16 protein-coding genes and 4 pseudogenes are annotated in these 23,287 nt (G+C 69.9%); 11 read left to right on the top strand and 9 right to left on the bottom strand.

Going from position 1 to position 23,287, the window contains the following annotated elements:
• Positions 1 to 25: 25 nt before the first annotated feature.
• Both OG299_RS06900 and OG299_RS06905 read left to right on the top strand, forming a co-directional pair.
• A complete protein-coding gene (locus OG299_RS06900) occupies positions 26 to 3,082 on the top strand; it encodes a LuxR C-terminal-related transcriptional regulator (RefSeq protein ID WP_327360898.1) in 3,057 nt (1,018 codons plus the stop codon).
• Positions 3,083 to 3,263: 181 nt separating this feature from the next.
• Complete coding sequence (locus OG299_RS06905) at positions 3,264 to 5,459, top strand: eCIS core domain-containing protein (protein ID WP_327360899.1); 2,196 nt, start codon at positions 3,264 to 3,266, stop codon at positions 5,457 to 5,459.
• A 73-nt stretch (positions 5,460 to 5,532) separates the two neighbouring features.
• Here OG299_RS06905 and OG299_RS06910 read toward each other — a convergent pair whose 3' ends face one another.
• Positions 5,533 to 6,036, bottom strand: coding sequence for a hypothetical protein (locus tag OG299_RS06910; RefSeq protein WP_327360900.1), 504 nt, complete (start codon positions 6,034 to 6,036; stop codon positions 5,533 to 5,535).
• Between the two features lie 64 nt (positions 6,037 to 6,100).
• On the opposite strand from OG299_RS06910, the pseudogene OG299_RS42695 reads away from it, so the two are divergent.
• Positions 6,101 to 6,391: pseudogene (locus OG299_RS42695) on the top strand (hypothetical protein); the annotation flags it as partial.
• Positions 6,392 to 6,501: 110 nt separating this feature from the next.
• On the opposite strand, the gene OG299_RS06920 reads toward OG299_RS42695, so the two are convergent.
• A complete protein-coding gene (locus OG299_RS06920) occupies positions 6,502 to 6,882 on the bottom strand; it encodes a DUF4232 domain-containing protein (protein ID WP_266635933.1) in 381 nt (126 codons plus the stop codon).
• Between OG299_RS06920 and OG299_RS06925 the strand changes: the two genes are divergently transcribed.
• Positions 6,812 to 7,201 carry a hypothetical protein gene (locus OG299_RS06925; RefSeq protein WP_327364696.1) on the top strand — a complete coding sequence of 130 codons (390 nt, stop codon included), beginning with the start codon at positions 6,812 to 6,814 and terminating at the stop codon, positions 7,199 to 7,201. The two genes, OG299_RS06920 and OG299_RS06925, sit on opposite strands and share 71 nt — an antisense overlap.
• Positions 7,202 to 7,686: 485 nt before the next feature.
• Here the strand turns inward: OG299_RS06925 and OG299_RS06930 are convergent.
• Positions 7,687 to 7,854, bottom strand: a pseudogene (locus OG299_RS06930) (pirin family protein); the annotation flags it as partial.
• 427 nt (positions 7,855 to 8,281) lie between these two features.
• On the bottom strand, positions 8,282 to 9,925 hold the full coding sequence (locus OG299_RS06935; RefSeq protein ID WP_327360901.1) for a flavin monoamine oxidase family protein: 1,644 nt from the start codon (positions 9,923 to 9,925) through the stop codon (positions 8,282 to 8,284).
• Between the two features lie 503 nt (positions 9,926 to 10,428).
• Here OG299_RS06935 and OG299_RS06940 point away from each other — a divergent pair.
• Both OG299_RS06940 and OG299_RS06945 read left to right on the top strand, forming a co-directional pair.
• Positions 10,429 to 11,478: a lytic polysaccharide monooxygenase auxiliary activity family 9 protein gene (locus OG299_RS06940; protein ID WP_327360902.1), complete on the top strand. Its 1,050-nt coding sequence runs from the start codon at positions 10,429 to 10,431 to the stop codon at positions 11,476 to 11,478.
• Positions 11,479 to 11,989: 511 nt separating this feature from the next.
• A pseudogene (locus OG299_RS06945) lies at positions 11,990 to 12,391 on the top strand (SDR family NAD(P)-dependent oxidoreductase); the annotation flags it as partial.
• A gap of 153 nt (positions 12,392 to 12,544) precedes the next feature.
• Here OG299_RS06945 and OG299_RS06950 read toward each other — a convergent pair.
• A pseudogene (locus OG299_RS06950) lies at positions 12,545 to 12,946 on the bottom strand (universal stress protein); the annotation flags it as partial.
• Between the two features lie 255 nt (positions 12,947 to 13,201).
• Between OG299_RS06950 and OG299_RS06955 the strand changes: the two are divergent.
• Both OG299_RS06955 and lysA read left to right on the top strand, forming a co-directional pair.
• Positions 13,202 to 13,555, top strand: coding sequence for an SAV_915 family protein (locus tag OG299_RS06955; protein ID WP_327360903.1), 354 nt, complete (start codon positions 13,202 to 13,204; stop codon positions 13,553 to 13,555).
• Between the two features lie 11 nt (positions 13,556 to 13,566).
• Complete coding sequence (lysA, locus tag OG299_RS06960; RefSeq protein ID WP_327360904.1) at positions 13,567 to 14,904, top strand: diaminopimelate decarboxylase; 1,338 nt, start codon at positions 13,567 to 13,569, stop codon at positions 14,902 to 14,904.
• A gap of 44 nt (positions 14,905 to 14,948) precedes the next feature.
• Here the strand turns inward: lysA and OG299_RS06965 are convergent, their stop codons facing one another.
• The 4 genes from OG299_RS06965 to OG299_RS06980 form a co-directional block, all read right to left on the bottom strand.
• Positions 14,949 to 15,122, bottom strand: a complete 174-nt coding sequence (locus tag OG299_RS06965; RefSeq protein ID WP_327360905.1) for a hypothetical protein — start codon at positions 15,120 to 15,122, stop codon at positions 14,949 to 14,951.
• Positions 15,123 to 15,196: 74 nt separating this feature from the next.
• The gene (locus OG299_RS06970; protein WP_327360906.1) at positions 15,197 to 17,134 is read right to left on the bottom strand and encodes an APC family permease; all 1,938 of its coding nucleotides are present in this window, start codon (positions 17,132 to 17,134) and stop codon (positions 15,197 to 15,199) included.
• 406 nt (positions 17,135 to 17,540) lie between these two features.
• The gene (kdpB, locus tag OG299_RS06975; RefSeq protein WP_327360907.1) at positions 17,541 to 19,691 is read right to left on the bottom strand and encodes a potassium-transporting ATPase subunit KdpB; all 2,151 of its coding nucleotides are present in this window, start codon (positions 19,689 to 19,691) and stop codon (positions 17,541 to 17,543) included.
• A gap of 260 nt (positions 19,692 to 19,951) precedes the next feature.
• On the bottom strand, positions 19,952 to 21,835 hold the full coding sequence (locus tag OG299_RS06980) for an APC family permease (protein ID WP_327360908.1): 1,884 nt from the start codon (positions 21,833 to 21,835) through the stop codon (positions 19,952 to 19,954).
• 245 nt (positions 21,836 to 22,080) lie between these two features.
• Here OG299_RS06980 and kdpF (OG299_RS06985) point away from each other — a divergent pair, with 245 nt between their 5' ends.
• The 3 genes from kdpF (OG299_RS06985) to kdpF (OG299_RS06995) all read left to right on the top strand — a co-directional run bounded on the left by kdpF (OG299_RS06985) (position 22,081) and on the right by kdpF (OG299_RS06995) (position 23,285).
• The gene (gene kdpF / locus OG299_RS06985) at positions 22,081 to 22,170 is read left to right on the top strand and encodes a K(+)-transporting ATPase subunit F (protein WP_327360909.1); all 90 of its coding nucleotides are present in this window, start codon (positions 22,081 to 22,083) and stop codon (positions 22,168 to 22,170) included.
• 35 nt (positions 22,171 to 22,205) lie between these two features.
• Positions 22,206 to 22,955, top strand: a complete 750-nt coding sequence (locus OG299_RS06990; protein ID WP_327360910.1) for a DUF4118 domain-containing protein — start codon at positions 22,206 to 22,208, stop codon at positions 22,953 to 22,955.
• Between the two features lie 240 nt (positions 22,956 to 23,195).
• Entirely contained in the window at positions 23,196 to 23,285 is a 90-nt protein-coding gene (kdpF, locus tag OG299_RS06995) for a K(+)-transporting ATPase subunit F (protein WP_037789535.1), read from the top strand.
• Positions 23,286 to 23,287: the final 2 nt, after the last annotated feature.

Consider the following 23,287-nt stretch of genomic DNA (forward strand, 5'->3'; position numbering starts at 1 on the left):
CTTCGCCGAGGGGACGACCACCACCGTGGCTTACCACGAGACCGACCACGAGATCGGCGTGACAGCGGGATCGATCCGGCCACGGCGTCACCCACTTGTTCCGGCCACACCGTCGATCCCGGGTCCCGGCTCCGCCGGGCTCCTGGAACGCGACGGCGCGCTGGAGCTGCTGGCGGCGGAGACCGATCGAGCCCTGAACGGATCGGGTCGGCTGGTCCTGTTCCGCGCGCCCACCGGAACGGGCCGCAGCGCACTGCTGGAGGTCGCCGCCGAACAGGGCGCGAAGCTCGGCATGCAGGTCCTGCGGGCCCACGCCTCGGCCGACTGCCCCGGCGCCCCCCTCGCCCTCGTGCAGCGGCTTCTCGACGCGGAGTCCGATCCCGGCGACCTCCACAGCGCCCCGCAGACTCTGCAGCTCTCGAGCCACTCGTCCCGCCTGTGGCGATTACTGTGCGAGCACGCGGCCGCGTCCCCCCTGCTGATCACCGTGGAGGACGTGCACCTCGCCGACCAGGCCTCCCGGAACTGGCTGACCGAGGCCGCCCGGCGGCTGACCGGAATGCCGGTCCTCATGGTGGTCACCGAACGAGGGCAGTACGACATCACCCCGCCCCGAGCGGGCCTCGCGTACTCCTTGCCCCCCGACACGGTGCGGATGCACGCGCTCGCGCCGCTGAGCCGCTCCGCCGCCGAGGAACTGGTCCGCGCAGCCCTGGGCCCGGACACCGGCGACGCCTGGCTTGACGGCTGCGTACGGGCCGGCGCCGGCAATCCGCTGCTGCTGCACTCGCTGCTCGACGACCTGCGGGCGGTCTTCCCGTACGGCGCGTCGGACAGCGGCGGCCCGGAGCCGCGGCTTCCCGAAAGGTGCGCCGAGCTGTACCCGGGGGCGTTCGTCGCGGCTGTCTCGTGGTGGCTGAAGAGCGCGGGTCACGAAAACACCCTGGTGGCCCGCGCGCTGGCAGAACTGGAGGGCTCGGCTCCGCAGCAGTACGACGAGGGAAGGCAGGAGGACGGCGAACAGGGAGTCGGGGAAAGCGGGTTCCCCGACGGGGCCGGAACGTCCGACCTCCGCCCGGGGGCCGCCGGCCACGGCGAGCCCGACCCGGGCCACGACTTCGTCGACTTCCTCGCCGAGCTCACCGGGGCCGATCCCGACCGCGTCGCGGGCTGGGTCGCCGCGATGATCCGGCTCGGGCTGCTGCGCCGCTCCCCCGGCACCGGCGTCCCGCGCTTCGCGCATCCGCTGCTGCGCGGAGCGGTCCTCGACGGCTGGCCCCGCTCGCACCGGCAGTCCCTGCACCACCGTGCGGCCGAACTGCGCCGACGCCGGGGCGACGGGGCCGAAGCAGTGGCCGGGCATCTGCTGCGCACCTCCCCCGCCGGCGCGGCCGGAAGGACAGCGCCGCCCGGTGCGGCCGGAGGCGGGGCGCCCGTCGACAGAGCCCTCCTGGACGCGGCGGCCGAAGCGTCCAGGGCCGGCAGGACCGACGCCGCCGCGCTCTATCTGCGCCGCGCGCTGGACGAACCGCTGCCGCGAGAGCGACGGTCCGCGGTCCTCACCGAACTCGGCGAACTGGAGTTCACCACCCAGCGGACGGGCGGGATACCCCGGCTCGCCGAAGCGCTGCGACTGCAGGAGCAGCCCAGGGGGCGGGTGCTGGCCGCCGTCAACCTGGGCAACGCCCTGGCCAACCAGGGCAGGCCGCACGCCGCGCTCGACGTCCTGCGCGATCTGGGTCCGCTGGACGCGGAACCCGTCCTCGCCCGTACCGTCCAGACGGCATCGGCGTTCTTCTCCGACCACGATCCGGAAATCCGCAGGGCCGTCCACACCCGGCTCCGCGAGCGCGCCGAGCGATCCCCCGACTGGATCAGCCCGGCCCTGCGCGCCCTGCTGATCCGCCACAGGGCGGCGGCCGGAGCGCTGTCCGCGGAGTCGGCCGTGGAACAGATCCGGCAACTGATGGCCGCCCCGGAGGATCCCCTGCTGGTGCCGTACCTACTGGCAACGGCCGCCGCCGTGGCCCAGTGGGCCGACGCGCCGGACGACGCCGAACGGCTCGTCAGGGCCGGGCTGACCGAGCACTTGCTGACGCCGCTGCACCCCGTCCACCGCTCCCTGCTCGACTCGCGGGCGGACACCGCCGCCGCACGCGGCCAGTACCAGTGGCTGCTGGAGGAGACCGCCGACAAGCTGCGGACACCGGCCGACGCGGCTCGTACCGGTGTGGGCAACTTCCTGGCCCATCGCGTCATCGCACTCGCCGAGTGCGGCCGCGCCGCCGAGGCCGAGCGGCTCATCGCCGACATCGATGTCGAGGAAGCGAAGGACAGTGGGGAGCTGAACCGGTTCCTCTACGCGCGCGGCGTTCTGCGTGCGTCCGTCGGCGATCCGGCGGGCGCCCTCGCCGACTTCCGGGAGTGCGGCAGGCGCCAACTCGGCCGCGACGTGGAGAGCCTCGTCATCACACCGTGGCGCTCGGCTGCCGCCGAATGCCTCCTCCTTCTGGGGGAAACGCCGCAGGCGCTCGCGCTCGCCGAGGAGGACAGCCGGTACGCCGCCGCTTGGGGCACGCCCCGGGTCCGGGGCCGCGCGCTGCGCGTCCTGGGCGCGGCCACCGGCGGCCGACGCGGCCTCGAACTCACCGCCGAGGCCGTCGGCATCCTGCGCGGCACCTCGCTCGACGTCGAGCTGATCCCCGCGCTCGTCACCCACGGCCTCCAGCTCACGGCCGCCGGGCAGCCCCGCCGGGCCCGCCCGCTGCTCAGGGAGGCCGCGACGGCGGCCGAGCGGCTCGGGTCGATCCGGCTGTCGGGCAGCGCGGAACGGGCCTTGCGCGCCAGCGGCTCCCGCCGCTGGAACACCTCCCTCACCGGCCCGGGTTCACTGACCGCCGGTGAACGCCGGATCGCCGCACTGGCCGCCGACGGCCGCACGAACGCCGAGATCTCCGAGCTTCTGCACCTGGCGCTGCGTACCGTGGAAACCCACCTGACCAGCACGTACCGCAAGCTCGGCATACGGCGGCGGGTGGACCTGCGCGCCGTGCTGAACAGCGATGCGCAAGAGCCCGCCTGAACCGACCCATCCGGCGGAGTCCCCGGACCCGGCCGGTCCGGGGGTCGCCTCGACCGCGAACGTTGCCCTTACGGCCCTCCCGTCCATCCGGGCCCGCCGAGACTCTGCCCTCGCGGACCTTTCGTTCCCGCCGCGGTGCGGGTGACCATTCCTGATCGGGCGTCGAGTGGCGAGGAGCACCGTGCGCGCATACAAGGCACAGGCCGAGCAGTCCGGTGGCCGCAAGAGCGGCGGACGCACGGAGAGACCGCGTACGCTCGCGCAGCGCGTACTGACGCTCCAGCGTTCGGTTGGAAACGCGAGCGTGAGCCGCGCCATCGAGGAAGAGCAACACGAGCACGCCGCCGGCTGCGGTCACGACCGGCCCGCCGCCGAGCAGCCGATCGCCGACCAGACGCCCGTCCATCAGGCCTCCGCCGACCAGTCGTCCGTGCTCGACGCCGTTCGCTCCCCGGGGCGTCCGCTGGACCCGCGTCTCCTGGCGAGGGCGGAGCAGGGCTACGGCATGTCCTTCCGCCACGTGCGCGTCCACAGCGACCCGGTCGCACAGCGGTCGGCGATGGCACTCGGCGCCCGCGCCTACACCACCGGCAGTGACATCGTCGTCGGCCCGCAGGGCACGGACGACGAGACGATGTTCCACGAACTCGACCACGTCCGACAGCAGTCCCTGGGCTCCGTCTCAGGGACCGACAACGGGGCGGGAGTGAAGCTCTCCCATCAGGACGACCCGTTCGAGCGCCACGCCACGGCGAACGGCAGACGCATGGCCCAGGGCGCCATGCCCGACCTGTCGGGCCCCGGATCCGGTGCCTCCGCGCCGGCCCCCGCGCCCGTGCACACCGGTGACAGGATCTCTGTGGCCCGCGCGCGGTCCACCGACGGCCGGAGGATGTATCCGAGCGACCGGGGCCAGATGTTCGAGATCGCGACCGCACGCGGTTCGGTCATGGGCCGGTACGTCAGGGCCTCGTCGGACGGCGTGATGCACATCTTCGACACCTCCGAGCAGGGGCGCATATCGGTGTACCCCGACCAGATCATCGGCGTCAGGCCCACGGTGGGCAACCTGCACCCGCCGGGCCAGGTCCGCCCGCCCGAGGAGAACCTGCACGACCGCAGCCAGCTCCTCATGTCCGAGGCCGACCTGTCAGGGGTGCGGGCGCGGCTGCGCAAGAACCCGCGCGAAGCGGGCAGGACCGCCGTCACCACGTTCGAGGAGCAGCCCGACTACCAGCAGTACGAGACCAACCGCGAGGACCTGCGGCGCCTGAACGTCCCCGTCATCAACGGTGTCGACATGCGAGAGCGCAAGGCCGCCGGTCTCGTCCGCAAGCTCGCCCCCAACGCCAACGTGCACGTCCAGATGCCGCGCACGGGACGAGAGGCGGGCTACTCCACCCAAAAGCTCGTGAGAGACACCAACAAGCTCCCCAAGAACGCCGCTCGGCCCGATGTGACGGTGAGCCAGACCCTTCCCCATCCGTCCATGTACGAGAGGGAGTCGACGCACAACAGCTTCTACGGGGTGTTGAACCGAAAGGCCGTGCCGGAGGGCATGAGATACGCGGGCGGCGTCTCCGACGAGGACGCGGACCTGGAGGAGTACGGCTACGGTCACCGGCAGACCACGAAGGACAAGGGGGCCGACGTGGCCGCCCGCCGGAAAACCTACCGGTTCGAGGCGGCCTCGCGCAGCAACAGCCCCGAGGAGGAGGCCGGCCCCTCCTCGTACCGCAGCAGGAGCAAGAGCAGGAGCCGCGTCAGCGAGACTCCCGCCCCTGCCCCCGCCCGTCGGCGCAGGTCGAGCCGCCCGCCCCTGAGCAGGTCGGGCCGTCCTCCCGCCCCCGCCGCCGCCCCCGTCAACTACGCGGCGCCGGAGTACGAGGACGACTACCCCGTCGGCAGTCAGATCCCCAGCCGCAGCCAGTCCCGCCACCGCGGCGGCGGCCACCACTTCGCCTACGACTCCGGGGACGAGGGGGCGCGCTCCGGCAGGAGGAGTCGCCGCGGCTCGGTCAGCATCGAAGGCGCCTACTCGTACGGAGGCGGCCCCTCCGAACCCACACCGGCGCCCGAACGGGAACGGGAGCGGGAGCGGGAGCGCGGGCGCCACCGGACGTCGAGCCGGGCACCGGACAGCCTCAGGTCGAGCAGCCGCGCCGTCGACACGAGGGACGCCTTCTCCGGCGGCCCCTCCGAACCCGCACCGCAGCGGGAGCGCAACCGCAGCCGCCGCCCCTCGTCCAGCCAGATGGCCTTCTTCACGGACAGCGGCCGCCCCACCGTCGTCCCCACCAGCTACGCGGAATCCGACGTCGAGGAAGACCTCTACGCCGCTCCGCCGAAGCGCAGCCGCAGCCGCCGGCCCAGGTAAGGGAGCAACCACGACTGGTCGGGGAAGGCAAACCCCGCCGCGCCGCGCGCCGCCCACACAGCGCCGGCCAGGATCACGATTGCGGCCGCGCCGTGCCATCAGCGGGCCCCGCACCGCCGGGTGACCCTCCGGCCCACCGCAAGGGCGACCAACGCCGCAGCCGCCGATCCGCGGGCAATGGCGATATACGCCATGGTGCGGTGTCGGCACAGCAGTTGTGCGTGGAGGGCGAACCCGGGCAAGGACGGGGCGGCTGTGCAGAGGGCAGCGACGCCGATGCCCCGGGCGGCGGCTTCGCCGTCTGGCCCTTTGCAGGTGAGCCGAACGCCCGCCAGATCCGCGACACCGACGACTGCGACAAGCCCCTTTCCTTCGCCATCGAACGGGTCGACCTGTACGTCGCGTTCTTCGGCGTGGCTTCCAGCGTCCTGGTGACCACCGTGTCGACCTGCTCGTCCGTCACTGTCCTGGGGCCACCCGGACGCGGCATGTCACCCGGGCCGGCAATCCGGTACCGCACAAACCGGGCCGGCCAGCGCCCCACTGCCTGTGGTGTGGAACCGAGTTGAGCAGCCACGTCCTTGTTCGAGACACCGTCAGCACACGCCAGAACGATCCGACAGCGTCAACTCGGCCTTCGGCCGCCCCATCCGGGCAGGTGGAAGACGGTTCACGACCGTCATCGAAAATGTTCGGCGAACGGAACGTGGGAGCGAATCCCGCGGGCTGTCCAGGCCGACGCTGACGCTGATGCTGACGCTGAAGGCCGGATCGACTGGAGCATGGTCAGCGTCGATTCCACGACTTGCAGCGCTCATCAGCATTCGGCTGGTGCCTCCACTCGTGCCCACCGCCCCGCCACCCGTCACGACGTGGGCCGAGTCCTCGCCACCGGCGAGTCCTACACCCGCCCCGCACACCACAAGGTCGACGCGAGACCCCGACGAACAGGCTGACAAGCGACAACGAAGATCAGCACGATGAGCACATGCGATACGAGGAGAAGGCCAGGCTCCCGGCGATGCCAGAGCGGCATTCGTGCCTAGTTGGTCGTGTGTGTGGGGTAGACCTGGACGTCAGTGTAGGCGCCCTTGATCCCGCCCGCGCCCGCGGGCCACTTCAGGCTCACCGTGTGGGTCTCGTTCGGCGGCGTCACCAGGATGTCGGTCGGGTGTGCGAGGCTCTTGCCGCTGCCGTCGATGGTGTAGGCGAGATCGAAGACAGCGGCGTCGCCGGGCTTCAGAGTGGTGACGCGCGGCTGGGCCTGCCCGCGCTCGACGGGGTTCGAGGTGTGGTCGGCGTCCTTGATGTCGACGCCCGCGAAGCCTGTCGCCGAGCAGGTCGCCGAACCCTTGTTGACCATCGTTATGTTGATCCTGCCGGAGCTCTGGTCAGGCGCGGCGTTCGTGGCGTCTAAGGCCAGGTCCTCCGTCTTGCAGAACGTAGTCTGGCCACCGCTCTCCGCCCGGCCGTTCGCGACACCGGAAGACGACGAGGAACTCGTCCCTGAGCCAGGCTTCGGGCTGCCCGTCTTCGCACCACCGGAGCCCGACCCGCTGTCCGGGGACGACCCACCGCCCGACGACGAAGACGGCGAAGACGAGGACGAGGGATTCTTGGCTGCCGGGGCCTGCGCGGAATCCTCACCGTTGTTGCAGGCGGTAAGCGACAGAGCCGCGGCGAGGCCGAAAACGGCGAGCCCGGCGGTACGGGACAGCTTCATGATGATCCCCAGCAGGTAGCGCGATACAAACGGTCAGCACTCTTTGTATCCCGCACCGAGTTACAGAAGCTTCCCCACTACGTCTTCGTTCTGTTACGGACGGACATCGACTGCACCAACACGCCCGGCAGGCTGAAGTCACATCTCTGCGAGGCCAGTTGGCAGGAATCACGATGACGGGCCCTCGCGCAGACCAGCGGCGCGCATCCCACCACGGGGCCCTCGACGCGATTGGCCATTGCCGCCTGCTACCGGACGTCCCGGCGGGCGGTGGGGTGCTGCGGGTCTACTCGCGGAATGGATACCGTCGGGCCATGTGCTCGAGTGAGCAGTTGCCGCAGCACCCGCGGCCGATCGCCGGCGCCCTGGACGCCGGGGCTGTGATCCCCGGCGCTGTGAACGTTCGGCTCAGACAGGGGGTCGAGTCAACACCAGCTGGCCCATCCGAAGCGGAGGGCACGGCCTCCGCACGCCGGATGGACACTCACCACACAAGATCCCTGATCAGCGGACTCTTCCGCGTGCTTTCAGGCGAGTTGCAGGGAGCTCCGGGGCAGGAATCGGGGGGCCGTCGTAGCCCTTTACCTCGCCGTAGCGGGTGCCCGTCATCCAGTCCTCCCGGAACTCCTCGATGTCCGCCTGGCTGCGCCCGATCCAGTTCCAGAACGTAACACGAGATATCCGTCTTCGTGCAGGTCAGGAACGTATTGGACCCTCCGGCGCCAGCAAAAGGTCAGCATTGGCGCCCGAGGAGTCCCGCACCGCATGGCAACGAAGTCTCTGCCCCACGGCATGGGCACCTTCCAAAAAAGAGGAGCGCTGAAGACGGTAGCCGCCGGCCCCGTCCGCGCCCAGGCCGCGCAGGAACTCGACGGTGTCCAGGGCCGCTTTGCCGGGTGCGAGTTCGTGGCGGACGGACGCCAGGTACCGGTGGACGTCGTTGCTGGATGTGGGGATGGAGGCGGCGCCGAGGTGCTCGGCTATGTACGAGACCTCGGGTCGGTCTCCAGTGACCAGGGCCTTGAACCAGCGGGAATGACCTGGCTGTCAGCGGGTCGGTCAGGGCCCGGCTGCTGTGGACCGGGCCCCGAGCGTGTGTTCAGAGACCTTGCGTCAGGAAGACGGCGTCCGGGACCTGGACGGTCTCGGGGGCGGTGCGGGGGAGGAGGCCGAGGATCTGAGCGACGACGTACTGTGCCGACATCATGGCTCCCTCCTGCCAGCCGGGCAGCGGTGATGCCTGGTCGCCGACGACGTAGAAGCAGCCGTCGCCCTCGGGCTGCAGGAGCTGCTTGTAGGCGACCTGGTGGTCGGGGTCGGCCGGGTCCCAGTCGGCCCAGCCGCCGAGCTGGTGGGGCACCTTGTGCCAGGCGATGGTCACCCCCAGGTCCTGGGGCACGGTGGTCTTCTCCCGGAACTCGCTGTGCATCTGTGCGGCGCCGTCCCGGGCCAGGCGCAGCCGGTCAGCCGGCGCGAGTTTGCCCATGTGCTCGGCGTGGTCGCCGAAGTTGTACGCCCCGGTGAGGGTGCCCGTCTTGGAGAAGTAGTCGTTGGACGGGTACCAGAACTGGGTGATGGGGTGGTCGGTCCAGCTGATGCCTCCGTAGATCTGGTTGTGGTCGTCCTCCCAGAACCGCCGGTTGGCCTGCCAGCCGACCTTGCACGTCGGCGCGAAGCCCACCGCCTCCACGGCGTTCCGGAACCCCGTGGAGAAGCCGGTCAGCGTGAGCTGCTTCAGGACCGGCAGCGGGATGTTGCTCACGCAGTAGTCGGCCGTCGTCGTCAGTTCCTGTCCGCCCGTGCGGTAGGTGACGCTGACCCCGTCGCCCGTCAGGTCGATCGAGGTGACCTCGGCATCGAGTTCGACGGTCACGTCGTACTCGGAGGTGATCCGCTCGGTGAGGGCGTGGACGATCTTGTCCATGCCGCCGACCGGCTGGAACATCGTGGCCTGCCACAGGTAGTCCACCGGCTGGTAGAACCTGTGCTTCCAGAACTCCGACTGGATCAGTTCGGCGAGGGGCAGCGGGGGCGCGGGCCGGGGGAATTCGTGGACGTCGAGGGGCTCGTCGTAGCCCGAGCGGGTGGAGCCGTGGTACTCGCCTTCCTCGTCCAGGTCGCCGAACTTGCGCAGCAGGTCCCGCAGCAGTCCGGTGAACTCGTCGCTCTCGGTCAGGGTGGCGGACAGGAGCGCGGCGAGGTGGCCGCGGGTGTCGTTGGCGATCCGCCGGTTGCGCCAGGGCTGGCCGGGCGGGGTGTGTCCCGCGCTGTGCAGGAGGTTCGCCGTCGTCTCCATGATGTACGGCTCCAGAGGCACCCCGAGGTCGGTGCAGTATTTGAGGACTCGGCGGTGGTGGTACGGGATGCGGCCGGGGCCGAGGTTGAGGTACAAGCCCTTGTCGAACGCGCAGGTGTGGGTCAGCACCGGGCTGTTGCCCTCGCCGTCGAGTTCGTACAGCTTGTCGCCCTTGCGGGCGGTGCGGTTGCGGCCGCCGGTGCGGGTCTGGGGCTCCAGGACCGTGCACCGGTAGCCGAGCCTGCCTAGTTCGTAGGCAGTGGTGAGTCCGCCGACGCCTGCGCCGAGGATGAGTACCGACGGCTCCTCGCCGGCCGCCGGGCGTGGTGCGGCGGCGAAGTCCGGCGCGGTGCCTTCGCCGGAGCTCAGCGGGCCGGCGAGGCCGGACATGGCGTGGTAGAGCGACTGTGCGGACTCGGAGGGGGCGGCGGACGTGCGTGTACTCATGGCTCACCTCTTGGGTCGGGCGGGACGGTGCCGCTCCCGGTTCGTCTGGCTCCTGTGGCTTGTGCGGTGAAGAAGCCCGTGGGACCGGCCGCGGGATGGCCCCGAAGGTGACGAGACCTGGCCATGAAGTGCCGCGCGAAGTGCGAGTTCGGCCTGTGCAAGGGGGTCCTTCCCGGTCTGTCGAGAGCGGACGCCGACCGTCCGAGTGAGCGCACGGAGCGGAAGCGGGCGCACGCCGGTGTGCGCCCGCGCCTGCCGGCCCGCGGCGGACAACCTGCAAGAAGCCGTGTGCGGCCGCAGGGAGGTGACTGCGGTGCCGGGCACGGCCAGGAGCAGTCCGGAACCCCGGCCTGACGCTTCAGAGAGCCCCTGCATGCCACCTGTGGCTCACCGCGCTTGCGGCATATGCTGCCGTCAATAGTCTGATTAGTGGCAATAAGGGTGGTTCGGTGCGTGGTTTCGCGCTGGACCACCCGTTCCGTGCGACTGGAGGAGTTCCCAAGATGCAGCAGTCTCACCCGGCGGACCTGCGCGCGGTGGCGACCTACCGCGATGACGGTGACGTCAAGCTTGAAGGCATCTCACTCACCTGGCAGATCGGCGCGAACGCCCCCGACCAGGGCACCACGGAGCCGTCCGACTGGAACAACGGGCGCCCGGACTACCCGCACCACTACGAGGTGTGGCTGGACGGGCGTCCCGCGCAGACGGTGGACCTGTACTGGGCGGCCTGGTATCCGCACTGGCAGTCGGCCAACCGGCACTGGGTGTGCCTCGGAGAGGCCCCTGCTCGCGAGTACCGGGTGAAGGTCCGGGCCCGGCACGCCGACGGCGCCTGGGGGCCGTTCACGGATGAGGTCACCGTCGACACGTCCACGTCCACGCCCTACAACGTGCACATCCCCCAGCGCGCCGAGGAGCGTGGGGATGACGGCCGGGAGCGGCACGGGAGTCTGGAGTTCCCGGTCAGCCGGGCGATCCGGGCGATCCGTGACGAGGACGATGCGCCGATCTGCCAGAAGGCGCGCGAGTTGAACACCTCGACCACCTGGCAGGAAGTGGTGCCTCCCGGCACGGCCGGCAACCCGCCGTGGAACGAGGCCCGCGGGTACCTGGAGTACCGCAAGTTCTTCCAGGGCGCCGACGTGGCATCGGCAGCGAATCCCGCCTTCCAGGGCCTGGACCTGCCCGGCGGGGACGGCCTGGGTGACTGGCCGACCAGCACGCTAGAGGCCGTCGACGGCCGACACACCTTCACCTACAACTACAGGCAGAACCACATGGGCCCGAAGTGGACTCACCAGTGGTTCATCACCACAGAGGACTGGGACCCGGCCCAAGGAATCTCCTGGGACGTGCTGGAGCCGACGCCCTTCATGGTCGAGTACCACGGCGGCGGCACCCACGCCGACCAGCAGCTGCACTACACGACCGAGGCACTGGCATCCCGGCAGGGACGGCACGCCATCGTCAACATCTGGGGCGGCGGCGACGCCGGACACGATTTCAAGGGCGAGTTCTTCGTCAGCGTCTCCGACGTCGAATTCCGCTAGGCCCGCGCTGCGAGCCCACCAGTCTCACAGCAAGCCGTAGTGCCCGGTGGTTGTCCAACATCGCTGGCAAACGATCCGGGTTCGGTGTCAGAGGACACGCGCACCTGATGTCACGTCAGCCCGAACCGAGAGGTCTATGAGGCGGACGACGTCCGGCGCTCCGTGGCGGTGCTCACTACCTGGGTCCGTGACACGCGCCCCGCCCGGGTGTGGCTCTCGCTCGGCTACGGCTCGTGGGAGGCGTACTGACGCGGAGTTCGGCATCAGCCGCGCGGAGGCGTACCGGCTCCTGGACGTCGCCGTACCCGCAGCGGGATCCAGCTGCGGGTACGGGCCGCCCTGCGTTCGGTCCGCCCGCCGGGCCCTCGTCAGCCGTCAACGGTGCGCGCTTCAGCATCGACGGCGTGAGCATTCTGAATCTCACGGACGACGGGCTCTTCGACCGTGAAGAGGTCTACTGGAACGTCGCAGACTTCATGCAGCAGATCTGCCCTCCCGCGGGAGACCAGTCATGAACGACATCGCTCCACGGATCGCCCTGGTCACCGGTGCGTGCGGCGGGATCGGCTCCGCTGTCACCCGGGCGTTGCTGGACGGCGGCGCCACCGTCGTCGCCACCGACCTGTCACCGCGCGAAGACAGGCACATCGCCCCCGACTCCGGCAATCGGTGCCTACTGCGTGAGCTCGACGTTGCCGACGAGACCGCCTGGAGCCGTGTGATCGGGGAGGTCGAAGAGCGTTTCGGACGCCTGGACGTCCTGGTGAACAATGCCGGCACCGTGCGCCCCAGCCCGCTCCACAGCACGTCGCTGGAGGACTACAACCGAGTGGTGGCGGTCAACCAGACCGGCGTCTTCTTGGGCATGCGCGCTGCGCTGCCCCTGATGATGCGAAGAGGCAGTGGACTGCGAATCACTGCGCAAGCTCCGCTCCCGCGGGTCCAACGGCATTCTCCAGAAGTTGCGGCGGTGCGCCGCGGCGAGTTCGGCCTGGAGCGGGGACGGGGGAACCACCAACACGGGGCAGGCGGCGTGCGCGAGGCAGTAGCGGGCCACCGAGGGGCGGACGAGGCGGCGCAGCGCGGCGCGGGATCCCGTGCCGACCACGAGGAGATCTTCCGGATCGCGTGCGGTGTCCACGAGGGCCGCGCCCGGGGTTCCCCGTACCGTGCAGCCCTCGAGGGTGACACCGGGCTTCACTACACCGAAGGCCGTATCGAGGACCTCGCGGAGTCTTTCGACGGCCGCGGCACGGCATTGGGCCAGGGCATTGGGCCCGAGGCCGTTGCGGCTTCCGAATTCGCCGCCCGGTGACTGCCAGGCCAGGACGGCCCACAGGTCTGCACCGCGCACGCGCGCTTCCGCGGCGGCCCGGTGCAGCGCGGTCAGATTGCCCGCCGTTCCGGTCACACCGACCACGACTCTCCGCATGGCCTCTTCCCTCTCATCTCGTCCGACGGTCCCCATGAAAGGGCCTCATCGGAAGATGAGGTGCGATTGCTGATGGGCCTCTAGCGCGGAGATCCGCGACCATGACGGGTTTCTGATGCCACAACGCTCCGGCGTCAGTGATCCGTCAGGACTTGGCCCGCCCCCGTATGGGTCTCGTTACGGGGTGGCCATAGGTGCGTGGGCGCGGGGATAGCTTCGAACCCGCGCCCCGGACTGCCTCCCCGCACCCGGGGCGTCACCTGCTGCTCGTGGTTCCTCAGGGAGGGCCCCATGTGTTTGTTCCAGTACGACGACGATCCCGAGCCTGAAGAACAGGACCCGGCCGGACCTCTGTACGTGCCTGTCCGGCCGGGAGGAGCAGAGGTGGTGGTGCGCCTGTTCCGCACCCCGCTGGGAGCTCGCACCGCCGTCGGCTACACCAGCCCGGACCGTCTGGTCGCTGCACTCGGCGTCGAGCAGCCGTGGATCCGGCTCTCCGAGTCCTCGCTCCGCGCGATGGCCGAGCCGCTCGGTGTATCCCTTCTGACCGTCGACCCGACATTCACCGCTCCGGCGGTCGCCGCGGGACCTCCGGTCGCGGCTCCACTGCCCCAGGCCTCCCCGATCGCAGCCCGGGTCGCCTGATGGGGGATCACATGGTGGCCACAGCCGTTCTGTCCGAGGGCAAGGCCAGAGCGGATGATCTGTCGATCTGGCCTGCATCCACGACTCAGGTATCGCATGGTGGGCTGGCCGTCGGCGGAGTATCGCTGGCAGAGATCGCCGAGCGGTTCGACACTCCGGCCTATGTCCTGGACGAGGGCGAGGTCCGCGAGCGCTGTCGAACCTATCGCGATGCGTTCCCCGAAGCCGACGTCCTGTACGCCGCCAAGGCGTTCCTCTCCCGTGCCATGGTGCGCTGGGTCGATGAGGAGGGCCTGGGGCTCGACGTGTGCTCGGCGGGTGAGTTGGAGCTCGCCGTCACCGCCGGTTTCCCGCCCGACCGCATCGTGCTGCACGGCAATGCCAAGTCACCCCGCGACCTGGAGGCGGCGCTGCGCCTCGGCGTGGGGCGGATCGTCATCGACAGCCCATCCGAGATCGCGAGGATCGCGGCCGCCGTCGGCCCCGGCACGCGCCAGAAGGTCATGGTGCGGGTGGTGCCGGGCGTCGCGGCCGGCGGACACGACAAGATCCGTACCGGTACCGGCGACCAGAAGTTCGGTCTCTCCCTCACCGACGGGGGCGCACAGCACGCAATCACCCGGGTACTCGGTCAGTCGCGGCTCGAACTCACCGGGCTGCACTGCCACATCGGCTCCCAGATCTCCGACGTGAAGCCCTATCTGGTGGCGCTGCGCCGCATGGTCGGGCTGATGGCCCGTGTCCGTGACGCTCACGGGGTCGTCCTGGCCGAGCTGGACATGGGCGGTGGCCACGGCATCGCGTACCGGCCCGGCGAACCCGCCCTCGACCTCACGACGGTGGCACTCAGGATGCGCGCCGAGCTCATCGAAGGCTGCGCGGCCGCCGGGCTGACCGTACCCCGGCTCGTCGTCGAGCCCGGGCGGGCCATCGTGGGACCGGCCGGAGTGGCCCTGTACCGGGTGCTCGCCGTCAAGCACACCGGCGAGAAGGTGTTCGTCGCCGTCGACGGAGGCATGAGCGACAACCCGCGGCCCGCCCTGTACGGGGTGCGCTACGCGCCCCGTCTGATCGGCCGCGCCTCGACGGCCGGACCCCGTACGGCCACGGTCGTCGGCCGGCACTGCCAGGCCGGCGACATCCTCGCGGCCGACGTGGAACTGCCCCGCGACATCCACCCCGGCGACCTGCTCGCCGTACCGGTGGCGGGTGCGTACCAGCTGTCCATGGCTTCCGGCTACAACCTCGTGGGCCGCCCCGCGGTCATCGCGGTCCACGAGGGCGCGGCCCGGATGCTTGTCCGGCGCGAGACGCTCAAGGACGTCCGCAGCCGGAACATCGGCGGCTAGGGCCGACCTCGTCGATCCGGCGGAGCAGGCTGTGAAGTGCTCGTCTACGGCCGGTAGACGAGCTCGATCACCATCGCGGCAATGACGCCCCAGACCCCGATCCCGAGCAGCCACAGGGCGTCGAGGACGGCGCCGGTGGCGATGACGGTCAGTCCGGCCGCCCCGAGCGCGAGTACGGTCCGGCGGATTTCGCGGTCTGGGCGCGAGCGAGCGGTCACAGTAGTGAGGATCCCGCTGGACCTTCGCCATGGCGAGGGTCCAGCGGGATTCCTGTTGGTGTCCTTACGCCGTGTCAGCCGGCGTGGACGTGGGGGCGGCGGGCGCGGTCGGGTTCGGCCTCGCGGATGACCTCGCGGGTGACGGGGGCGACCTCGCCCTGCCCGAAGAGGAAGAAACGGAAGAAGTTGGCCATCGGGTTGCCCTCGGTCCACTCGAAGTAGATGTGCGGCCGCTGCCCGGTCTCGTCCCGTACGTGCAGGAGCAGGGCGGCCAGCGCGTTGGGGATGCTGGAGCTCTCCAGGGTCAGGACGCGGTAGCGGCCGTGCAGGACTTCACCGCGCACCCGCATGCCGGATTCGAACTCCGACGCGTCCAGGACGGTGACCTCGACGAACATGACGTCGTCCTCGGCCGGGATGTCGTTGTCCGCGCGGATCTGCGCCTTCTTCAGCCGGTACTCGTCGAGGTCCCGGTTGTCGGGCTCGTTGGCGATGAAACGGATCGTGCGGTTGGCCGTGTCACGGATGAACCGCTGCGCCATGTCGTCGAACTCCACGTGCGTGACGCGCAGCTCGAAGACCCGGGCGAGCCGGGACAGGAGGGACAGCGCCATGATGCCGCCGATGAAGCAGGCGCCGATCTTCACGCCGTCGGGGCGCTCCACGACGTTGACGGCGGTGGTGTAGATGAAGACGGCCGAGATGATGCCGAAGCCGATCGTCCAGCCGCGCTCGCCGGCCCGGCGGGCGGCGATGGTCACGGCGACGGCCGCCGAGGTGATCAGGACGAGGACACCGGTGGCGTACGCGCCGCCCTGGGCGTCGACGTCGGCGTCGAAGATCCACGTCACCAGGAAGGCGATCAGGGTGAACACGATGACCATCGGGCGCAGGGCGCGGGCCCAGTGCGGGGCCATGCCGTAGCGGGGCAGGTAGCGCGGCATGAGGTTCAGCAGGCCCGCCATCGCGGAGGCGCCGGCGAACCACAGGATCAGGATCGTCGAGATGTCGTAGACCGTGCCGAAGGCAGAACCCAGGTACTCGTGCGCCAGATAGGCGAGGGCGCGGCCGTTGGCCTCGCCGCCCGGCTGGAACTGGGCGGCCGGGATCAGCAGGGTGGTGATCAGGCTGGAGCAGATCAGGAAGACGCTCATGATCACGGCGGCCGTGGTCAGCAGCTTCTTCGCACCACGGATCCGGCCAGCGGGCTTCTCCTCGGTGTCGTCCGCGTCGCCGTGGACGTGCGGCATGACCGCCACGCCGGTCTCGAACCCGGAGAGGCCGAGCGCGAGCTTCGGGAACACGACGAGAGCGATGGCGATCATCATGAAAACGTTGCCGTGCTCGGCGGTCAGCGCGGTCGTCCAGTCGGTGATGACCTGCGGTTCGGCGAACACGTTCCACAACCCCACCGCCACCACGACGACGTTCAGGCTGAGATAGGTGGCCACCAGGACCACCGCGACGCCGATGGCCTCGCTGAACCCCTTGAGGAACACCGCACCCAGGAGCGCGATCATGATCAGGGTGATCAGCACCTCGTGGCCGTGCAGGGTGGAGGTCAGGTGCGGGTTCTCCACCAGGTGCGCGGTCGCGTCCGCAGCCGAGAGGGTGATGGTGATCAGGAAGTCGGTCGCCGCGAATCCGAGCAGGGTCAGGACGAACAGCTTCCCCTTCCAGAAGGTGAGCAGCCGCTCCAGCATGGCGATGGAACCCTCGCCGTGCGGGCTCTCCTCGGCCACCCGCCGGTAGACGGGCAGCGCGCCGAACAGGGTCAACAACACGAGCACGATGGTCGCCAGCGGCGACAGCAGACCGGCCGCCAGGAACGCGATGCCAGGCTGGTAGCCGAGGGTGGAGAAGTAGTCGAGACCGGTCAGGCACATGACGCGCCACCACGGCCGGCCGTGGGGCTGGGCCGCCGCCTCCTTGGCGGCGGGCGAACTCGTCTGGGCGGTCAAGCCTTCCAGCATCCACGCGCGCAGGCGCGAGGAGCGGGCAGGGGTGGCCATCGTGGGGTGCTCCTGTCGTACGCAAAGAATCAGCCATCGACATCGACGGCTGAGCAAGCGTACGCAGGCTGATCACTCATGCACGCGAGCGAGCAAACCCTGACGCGTCCTTAACGCGAACAGTGCCACCTGTGGCGTAGTGAAGGCACTCACGCTCAGGGGGGAGGCTGATTCCCGGACAAGCGGGCAACCACTGCGGTCGTCACGGGAGCTGGGCTGGGAGGGCGCCGGACGAAGGAGCGGGGGCGGGCCCGGACGGGGGCCGCCCCCGCAGGGGAACCGGCGGAATGTGGATCAACGCTGGCCGGCCTCGTACGGCCGTGGTCTGTGGTGAGAAAAGAGGCTTCGGAACGGCTGCGGGCCACTCGGCGACCGCTGGATGCAGCCGGGCAAGAGGAGAGGAGGTTCAGCCGAGGCCGGGGATGGTGGACACCAGCAGGTCGATGAGCTTGATGCCGACGAACGGCAGGATCAGGCCGCCGAGGCCGTAGACGCCGAGGTTACGGCGCAGCAGGTCGTGTGCGGAGGCGGGGCGGTAGCGGACGCCGCGCAGGGCCAGCGGGATGAGGGCGACGATGATCAGGGCGTTGAAGATGATCGCCGAGGTGATGGCGGAGGTCGGGCTGCTCAGGCCCATGATGTTGAGGGATTCGAGTCCCGGGTAGGCCGCGGTGAACATGGCGGGGATGATCGCGAAGTACTTCGCGACGTCGTTCGTGATGGAGAACGTGGTGAGCGCGCCTCGGGTGATGAGGAGCTGCTTGCCGATCTCGACGATGTCGATGAGCTTGGTGGGGTTGGAGTCCAGGTCCACCATGTTCCCTGCCTCCTTGGCGGCCGAGGTACCGGTGTTCATGGCCACGCCGACGTCCGCCTGCGCGAGGGCCGGGGCGTCATTGGTGCCGTCGCCCGTCATCGCGACGAGCTTGCCGCCCGCCTGCTCCCGCCTGATGAGAGCCAGCTTGTCCTCGGGGGTGGCTTCCGCCAGGTACTCGTCGACACCGGCCTCGGCGGCGATGGCGCGGGCCGTCAGCTCGTTGTCGCCCGTCACCATGACCGTACGGATCCCCATCTGGCGCAGCTCCTCGAAGCGCTCCCGGATCCCCTCCTTGACCACGTCCTTGAGGTGAATGATCCCGAGCACCCTCGGGCCGTCCCAGTCGTGGACCGCCACCAGCAGAGGCGTGCCCCCGGACTCCGACACGGTGGCCGACCACGCCGCTGCTTCCGGCGGTACGGTCCCCCCGCGCATCGTCACCCAGTCGCAGACCTGAGCCGTCGCCCCTTTGCGGATGGCGCAGCCGGCGCCGTTGTCCCAGCTCAGGTTGACGCCGCTCATCCGGGTCCGGGCGCTGAACTCGGTGAACCGCGGATTGCTGAGGTCCTCCGCGGCGGCCGGCTGAAGCCCGTACTGCTGGGCTAGAGCGACGACGGACCGACCCTCGGGCGTTTCGTCGGCGAGCGAGGACAGCTGGGCGGCGTCCGCAAGCTTGATGTGGTCCACGCCGGGCAGCGGGATGAACGCCGCGGCCTCGCGGTTGCCGAGAGTGATGGTTCCGGTCTTGTCGAGCAGCAGGGTGTTGACGTCGCCGGCCGCCTCGACGGCTCGTCCGCTCATCGCGATGACATTCCGCTGGACCAGCCGGTCCATGCCGGCGATGCCGATCGCCGACAGGAGCGCGCCGATCGTGGTGGGGATGAGGGTGACGAGGAGGGCGACCAGGACGGTCGTGGACTGTGCAGCGTGCGCATAAGCGGCCATCGGCTGAATGGCGACGACCACCAGGATGAAGATGACGGTCAGGGCGGCCAACAGGATGTTCAGCGCGATCTCGTTCGGGGTCTTCTGCCGGGTGGCGCCCTCGACCAGGGCGATCATGCGGTCGATGAAGCTGTTCCCCGGGCGCGAGGTGACCCGTACGACGATCGAGTCGGACAACACGGTCGTACCGCCGGTGACACCGGACCGGTCGCCGCCCGATTCCCGCAACACGGGGGCCGATTCGCCGGTGACGGCCGACTCGTCCACCATCGCGGCCCCGTCGACCACGTCGCCGTCGGCCGGGATCAGCTCGCCGGCCTCGACGAGGACGAAGTCGAAGGGCTGGAGCTCGGCCGGCGTGACCACCTCGGTCTCGGCCCGGTTCAGGTTCGCCCCGTACGTCCAGTGGTTCAGCCGCACCGCGACCGTGTCCGTACGCGCCTTGCGCAGCGATTCGGCCTGGGCGCGGCCCCGGCCCTCGGCAACGGCCTCGGCGAGGTTGGCGAACAGGACCGTCAGCCAGAGCCAGACGCTGATCACCCAGGTGAAGACGGACGGGTGGATGAGCGCCGAGAGCGTGGTCAGCACGGATCCTACGGCGACGACGAACAGCACCGGTTTCTTGACCAGTTCGCGCGGGTGGAGCTTGCCGACGGCCTCCCGTGCAGAGGCGGCGAGGAGCTCGGGGTCCACCACGTTCACCTGGCCGGAGCGTTTCCGGGAGGGTCGGTTGGTCGGAGTCCGCGGAGGTGTCCCGAGACCCGGAGGAACGTGCTGCGCGGCGGCGGGAGGCATGAAGCGACCTTCTGAATGGGTTCGACGCGTGGCAGCCCCGGCAGTCGTGGCCAGGGTGCGGGAGAGGGTGTCGCCGCCGGGGACTGTCTCCATGGACCCCCTCGGCCGTCATGTGAGTATTCGAGGTCCCCGGCGGCGCAACAGGCAGGAAACTACTGCCCGTTCCATGGGAAATTCCCATGTGGGCGCGGGAATTGGCACCTTCTTGATGGCGGCGCACAAGACGCGTCAAGCCGCCGTCAGAGGGACGTCAACGCACGTCAGCGTGCGTCGGCCGTGATACGGAAGCGCAGCCGGCAGATCACCGCGTCGGTGTCGCGGCGGACCGCGTGGGCCACGACGGAGCCGCGCTGGTTCTGGAGCAGCCGCTGCCACAGGTGGGCCGGTTCGGTCTCCGGGATCAGGACGGTCACCTGGGCGTCCGGGTGGGACTGGGACAGCTTCCGCACGTACGCCGCCAGGGGGCGGCCGAGGGAGCGTGTTTCCGAGGAAAGCTCGATCAGTTCGACGCCGGGCTTCCACAACTCCCAGTCACGCCTGAGGGCTTCAGCGGTCTGGCGGTCCTCGGGGGTCGGGTGGGTGACGGTGACGGCGAGGACGTCATCGCCGAGTGAGCGGGCGGCGGTGAGGGCCTGGCTGGTCAGGCGGGACAGACCGGAGACGGGGACCACGACCACGGAGCCGGAGCGCCGCGGGGCCTGCGGAATCCGGCCGAGCTCCAGGCGTTCGCCGATCTCGGTGTACGCGCGGTGGATCTTCTCGAAGCCGAGAACGAGCAGCGGCAGGGCGAGGACGATGATCCAGGCGCCCTCGGTGAACTTGGTGGCGGTGACGACGACGGCCGAGACCCCGGTCAGCAGGGCGCCCAAGCCGTTGAGCGCCGCCTTCGCCTGCCAGCCCCGCGGCCGCTCCCCGTACCAGTGCCGGACCATGCCGACCTGGCAGATGGTGAAGCCGATGAAGACGCCGATGGCGAAGAGCGGGACGAGGGTGTTGGTGTCGCCGCCGGAGAAGACGAGCAGGAGGGCCGAGACAAGCGCCAGCCAGACCACGCCGTGGCGGTGGACCTGGCGGTCGGCCTTGAGGGCGAAGACGTGCGGCAGGTGGTTGTCGCGGGCCAGGAGGCTCATCAGGACGGGCAGCCCGCCGAAGGAGGTGTTCGCGGCCAGCGCGAGCAGCACCATGGTGGCGAACTGGACCACGTAGAAGGCGAGGTTGTGGCCGAAGGAGGCGTCCGCGAGCTGGGCGAGGACGGTGACACCCTCGACGGGCTGGAGGTGGAAGCGGCCGATGAGGATCGACAGGCCGATCAGCATCACGCCCAGGAGCGCGCCGAGGGCGACCTCGGTGCGCTGGGCGCGGCGGGCGGCCGGGGCCCGGAACGAGGGCACTGCGTTGGCGACGGCCTCGACGCCGGTCAGGGCCGAACAGCCGGCGGCGAAGGCCTTCAGCAGCAGGAGCGCGCCGACGGTGGTCGCGCCCTCGCCGAGGGCGGAGGCGTGCCCGGCAGCGGAGACGGTGCTGACGGGACCGTCGCGGAAGAGTCCCACGACGACCATCGCGAGGATCGACCCGACGAACACGGCGGTGGGTACGAGGAACGCCTTGGCGGATTCCACGACCCCGCGCAGGTTCACCGCGGTGACCAGAACCAGGATGCCCAGGCAGATCCACACCCGCTCCCCGGACAGCTCCGGGAACGCCGAGGTCAGGGCGGCCACACCGGCCGTGACGGACACGGCCACGTTCAGGACGTAGTCCAGGATCAGCGAGGCCGCGGCGACCAGACTCGTACGTCGGCCGAGGTGCTTCTTGGCCACGGCGTACGAGCCGCCGCCGTCCGGGAACGCGGCGATGACCTGCCGGTACGAGGCCACCAGCACCGCCAGCAGGGCGGCGATCGCCAGGGTGACGGGGAGGGTGAAACCCATCCCATAGGCACCGGCCGCGGCCAGGACGAGCACGATCGACTCCGGCCCGTACGCCACGGATGCCATGGCGTCCAGCGACAGCGCGGCCAGTCCCTGGAGGGCGGTCAGCCGGTGCCGGTCCCCAGCCGCCGGTGTCCGTACGCCGGTATCAGGAGGTTCCTCCGTGCCGGGGGCCTGTCCTGCCGTGCTCGGCTCTCCCATGTCTATGGACATCTTTCGCTGTTCCTCCGTTGGACAAAGTGAGGACAGCGTCGGAACGCCGTGGCCGGATTGCCAGTGTTCTTGGCGTTATCCATACGGTCGCCACTCGAGTCTTCACGCGCCTTTGATGCCGAGGCGGGACAGCCGTATGAGGTGCGTCAAAACCTGGCCGGGGTGTGTGGCTGTCCCTCCGACAGGGGGCAGGGTTTGATGAGGGTGGTACCCCGCCCCGCCCCCGGAAGAGGGAGAAGGTCCAGATGGAAGCGGAGAACGTGGTCGGGCTGGTCATCGCCCTTGCTCTGCTCGGCTATCTCGTGGTCGCACTGATCAGGCCCGAGAAGTTCTGATTTCGAACCCCTCGTGTCCGGACAGGAGGCATCACATGTCCGGGTATCGATTTCACGACACGGCCGCCTTGCTCGCGGCCCTCGTGGTCCCGTTCCTCGTGGCGTTCGTACTCGTGCCCTTCCGCACGGATCTTTCGGCGCCGAACGCGGCTCTGATCCTTGCCGTCGCGGTGGTAGCGGTTGCCGCCGTCGGTACACGTGTCGCCGGAGCGGCGGCCGCGCTGTCGGCGGCCGTCTGGTTCGACTTCTTCCTGACCGAGCCCTATCAGCGGTTCGTGATCGCTGACCGCGACGACATCGAGACGGCGGTCCTGCTGCTTGTTGTCGGCCTGATCGTCTCGCAGCTGGCGGTACGCGCACGCCGGCTCCAGACGACCGTGATCACCGACGCCGCCCATCTGTCGAGCCTCCAGGGAACCGCCCGGCTGACCGAGGACGGCCGCTCGCCGGAGGCGGTGGTCGAGTACGTACGCCGGGAACTCGTCGGCCTGCTGGGGCTGCGCGGCTGCCGCTTCGAATACGGAACCCTGATGGGAAACCTGCCGCGCCTTGGGCACGAGGGCGGCCTGTGGCTGCACCGCCCGGGCCGGGTGACGGAGTACGCCGACTGGCCGGACGGCGAGACCGAACTGCGAGTCGTCGGCGGCGGGCACTACTACGGCCGCTTCCTGCTGGATCCCCTCCCCGGCCCGCTGCCCCCGGAACAGGACCGCCTGGTGGCCGTCGCGCTGGCCGCACAGGCAGGCGCCGCCCTGGACACGGCCGGCCTGTCCCACCAGGGCTGACCAGGCCTTCTCCGGCGCTTCCCGTAAGGGTGGCGTTAAGAGTTCCCGTGCGCCCGTATGGACCCCGTCAAGGTGTCTTAACGCCGGGCTGAAGACACGGTTATCTCGTCATCGGCCATCTGGCCGATTTCATTTCTTCCACATCATCCAGGAGCTCACGGTGGCCGATCTGGCCTTCGTCGTCACCACGGTCGCGGTGTTCGCGCTGGTGGCTCTCATCGCCCGGGGGGTGACCAAGCTGTGAACGCCGAAAACATCGTCGGCCTCGTCGTGGCCGTCTCCCTGCTCGGATACCTCGTCCTCGCCCTTGTGTACCCGGAGAGGTTCTAGCC

The sequence above is a fragment of the Streptomyces sp. NBC_01296 genome (genome assembly GCF_035984415.1).
Taxonomy (GTDB): Bacteria; Actinomycetota; Actinomycetes; order Streptomycetales; family Streptomycetaceae; genus Streptomyces.

Coding starts and splice junctions, on each gene's coding strand:
- OG299_RS06935 (WP_327360901.1), bottom strand. CDS start 9,925: ATGAGTACACGCACGTCCGCCGCCCCCTCCGAGTCCGCACAGTCGCTC.
- OG299_RS06940 (WP_327360902.1), top strand. CDS start 10,429: ATGCAGCAGTCTCACCCGGCGGACCTGCGCGCGGTGGCGACCTACCGC.
- OG299_RS06955 (WP_327360903.1), top strand. CDS start 13,202: ATGTGTTTGTTCCAGTACGACGACGATCCCGAGCCTGAAGAACAGGAC.
- lysA (WP_327360904.1), top strand. CDS start 13,567: ATGGTGGCCACAGCCGTTCTGTCCGAGGGCAAGGCCAGAGCGGATGAT.
- OG299_RS06970 (WP_327360906.1), bottom strand. CDS start 17,134: ATGGCCACCCCTGCCCGCTCCTCGCGCCTGCGCGCGTGGATGCTGGAA.
- kdpB (WP_327360907.1), bottom strand. CDS start 19,691: ATGCCTCCCGCCGCCGCGCAGCACGTTCCTCCGGGTCTCGGGACACCT.
- OG299_RS06980 (WP_327360908.1), bottom strand. CDS start 21,835: ATGTCCATAGACATGGGAGAGCCGAGCACGGCAGGACAGGCCCCCGGC.
- kdpF (WP_327360909.1), top strand. CDS start 22,081: ATGGAAGCGGAGAACGTGGTCGGGCTGGTCATCGCCCTTGCTCTGCTC.
- OG299_RS06990 (WP_327360910.1), top strand. CDS start 22,206: ATGTCCGGGTATCGATTTCACGACACGGCCGCCTTGCTCGCGGCCCTC.